Origin of the sequence: Kosmotoga sp. DU53, assembly GCF_001639905.1 — a bacterium.
In the GTDB taxonomy this organism is placed as follows: domain Bacteria; phylum Thermotogota; class Thermotogae; order Petrotogales; family Kosmotogaceae; genus Kosmotoga; species Kosmotoga olearia.
Window position 1 is genome coordinate 1 of the sequence record NZ_JGCK01000083.1, and the last position, 3,079, is coordinate 3,079.

Annotated in this window: 3 protein-coding genes and 1 pseudogene; 3 read left to right on the top strand and 1 reads right to left on the bottom strand. The window is 41.7% G+C overall.

Annotation, left to right across the window (positions count from 1 at the left end; translation table 11 throughout):
- Window positions 1–241: 241 nt before the first annotated feature.
- Complete coding sequence (locus DU53_RS11560) at window positions 242–715, bottom strand: group II intron maturase-specific domain-containing protein (RefSeq protein ID WP_235599834.1); 474 nt, start codon at window positions 713–715, stop codon at window positions 242–244.
- A gap of 102 nt (window positions 716–817) precedes the next feature.
- Between DU53_RS11560 and istA the strand changes: the two genes are divergently transcribed.
- The 3 genes and pseudogenes from istA to DU53_RS12060 all read left to right on the top strand — a co-directional run.
- Window positions 818–1,921 (top strand): IS21-like element ISKol10 family transposase, encoded by a 1,104-nt coding sequence (gene istA / locus DU53_RS11565; protein ID WP_012745030.1) that lies wholly within the window; start codon window positions 818–820, stop codon window positions 1,919–1,921.
- Window positions 1,918–2,715: an IS21-like element ISKol10 family helper ATPase IstB gene (gene istB / locus DU53_RS11570; RefSeq protein ID WP_012745031.1), complete on the top strand. Its 798-nt coding sequence runs from the start codon at window positions 1,918–1,920 to the stop codon at window positions 2,713–2,715. Before istA ends, istB begins: the two co-directional genes overlap by 4 nt.
- Window positions 2,716–2,764: 49 nt before the next feature.
- Window positions 2,765–3,079: pseudogene (locus DU53_RS12060) on the top strand (DDE-type integrase/transposase/recombinase); the annotation flags it as partial.

Below are 3,079 nucleotides of genomic sequence, written 5' to 3' on the forward strand. Positions count from 1 at the left end.
CTTTAATGATGTCTCCAAATAATTCTTTTACAAGATTTTCCGTCGTCTTCTGTTGTCTTTAATTTCCTCTCTCGTACCAATCTCTTCATTGCTTCTTTGTCAAAGTTTCCCACTGTTCTCCCTCCTTAGCTTTTTGTTATTTTCTCATATTTCGGAGGGAGTTTACACAAAATTGCTAACAGACCCGGGGGAATCCCCCCGTCCTCTCACAGAACCGTGCGTACGGGCCAACGTACACGGCTCATGGATTGAGTATCGGATTCTCCGACAGTGGTACATGTGAAAGCTTCATATCATACAGCCCTATCTTCTGAAAATATTTGTTAGGCAGTAGTCTACTGACCAATCGCGATCGAGAGCTTCTCCATTTGTTCATTCTTATTCCGGATATTTCGCCTCTGTATCCTTTTTGTCTCATCACCCTGCGTAGTTTCTTTGTCGTTTTCCATTGTCGCAGGATTATGGCTCTCAATCTCCTTCTTATCCAACCCATGAGGTCTCTGAATACTCCCACCCAGTCGATTATTTTGTAGTAATTGCTGAAGCCTCTCAGCAATTGGTTTAGTCGTTTTATTATCTCTCCGATCGGTGTACATTGGTTTCTTCGGGTGAGTGTTTTTGCTTTGGCTTTGAACCTCTTCATTTTCTTTTCCTGGATTCGTATTTTGCCTTTTTGTATGGTGAATCCAAGAAATTCGATTCCATCTGTCGACATCGATTATAAAATAGTAAAAACGTCGGTCAAAAATGAGCAAAAACATCGGTAAGAATTGAGTAGTAACATCTGAATATCTCAGATAGAAAAGGAGGTATTCAGATGTTAACGGAAAAGCAGGTCTTTGAAATCAGAATATTGTACAGAGAGGGGTTAAGCAAGCTAGCAATAGCCAGGCGCCTTGGCATTGCTCCCAACACCGTAAACAAATATCTTAATAAGGAGTGGTGTCAAATGGCAAAAAGAGGTTCGAAACTCGATCCTTTCAAGGATTACATCGAGAAAAGGCTCCAGGAGTATCCCGAACTTACAGCGACAGTGTTGTTTAAGGAATTGGTGGAGAGAGGTTATACCGGTAAACTGACAATACTCCGGATGTATGTGTCCTCAATAAGACCCAAGGGGAAACCTGAAATTGTTGTCAGATTCGAAACAGAACCTGGTAGACAATTTCAGGTTGATTGGGGAACGGGTACAACGGTTATTGCAGGCGAAAAGACGACCGTTAAGTTCTTCATTATGGTGTTGAGCTATTCACGGATGCTGTACGCGGAGATAGTACCAGATGAAAAGCTTGAGACCTTGATCCAAGCTCATCTGCATGCCTTTGAGTACTTTGGTGGTTATCCCTCAGAAGGTCTGTACGACAACATGAAAACCGTTGTAAAGAAGCTTCAGAAACAGAAGGAATACAACGCCAGATTCATGGATTTTGCAAACTTCTACGGCTTTAAAGTGATTACTCACAGGCCATATAATCCAAAAGCCAAAGGAAAGGTCGAGAGGTTGGTTCCTTACGTAAGGGAGAATATTCTTTACGGCCAGAGTTATTCGAGCCTAACGGAATTGAAGAACGTATTAAGAGATTGGTTAGCAATAGCAAACCAGCGACTCCATTCCGAATTAAAAGAAACCCCTCTCGAAAGATTCGAGAGGGAAAAGAATCACCTAAATGAGCTAAGTAAATTGTATCCCATTCGCAGATTAAATACAAGACTCGTAAGAAACAAAGGCCAGATAGTCTACAAGGAAAGGGCATATCATGTTGGTAAAAAATACGTAGGGGAAAGAGTCAATCTCCAGGTGGAAGGTTCACTACTGAAGATATACAGCAACGATGAACTCATTACAGTACATCCATTGAAAGACCAGGTAGAAAAAAGGTCTTTGAGAGAATACCAGGCTCTTGTGGGTGATGCGGTATGAGCTACGAAAAAGTACACAGCTTGTTGAAAGAACTGAAACTGGAAGGAATCTCCAGGGTATTGGATTCTTCTCTCCAAAACTGGAGCAAAGGAGATAAAGACGTTCTCGAATTGATTGAAGAACTACTAATAGCCCAGAAGAAAGAAAACGAGAACAAGAAATACATAACAGCTCTCAGATACAGCGGATTACCTTTCCACAAAACCCTGGAAGAATTCGATTTCAGTTTCCAACCCAGCATAGACAGAAAACAGGTAATGGAACTGAAGACCCTGAGATTCATGTACGAAAAAGAGAACGTGGTATTTCTTGGACCTCCTGGAGTAGGAAAAACACACCTGGCGGTAGGTCTTGGAATGGAAGCCCTAAGGGAAGGAAAGAAAATATACTTCGTTAATGCAATAACGTTGGTGGATCGATTAAAGAAAGCCTTTGTTGAGAGACATCTGGAAAAAACCATTAGATTCTACAAATCCCTTGACCTACTAATAATAGATGAACTGGGATACCTGCCGCTGGATACAGAGGGAGCGAAGCTGTTTTTTGAACTGGTGAGCCAGAAATACGAGCAGGGAAGCATAATCCTGACATCCAACAGAAGCTTTACCGAATGGGACAAGATATTTGAAGACGAAGTATTAGCAACAGCGGTATTGGACAGACTCTTACACCATTGTACGATAGTCAATATTCGTGGAAAAAGTTACAGACTGAAAGAAAAACAGAAAACGGGGCTTGTTGGTATACAGACGACGATTGGTAGAACCGACAAACTACGCAAATCTGAGCGATGAAATTACGCAATTTTGATCGATGTTTTTTTGCATTTTTGGTTGATGTTGACAGCTGGGATATGTCAGGAAATACTGGCCGAAACAGCACCATCCTGTTAGGCGCTCAACCCAGCATGAGATAGACAGGACAGGAATACTGTGGGAAGCAGATATTAAGTACATAACCACAATACAGGAAGGGAATATAGCCTTATTGGACATAATAGATGTATATTCAAGGGAAATAGTGGGTTCATATCTTGGGAAGAGTTGCAAGTGCAAAGATTTTACTCGAACACTGGGAAGGGCAATGCTTTACCAGGAAACGGTACCTCAGTTGGTCCGTACGGATAATGGAAGCCTGTTTACAGCTAATTACACCCGG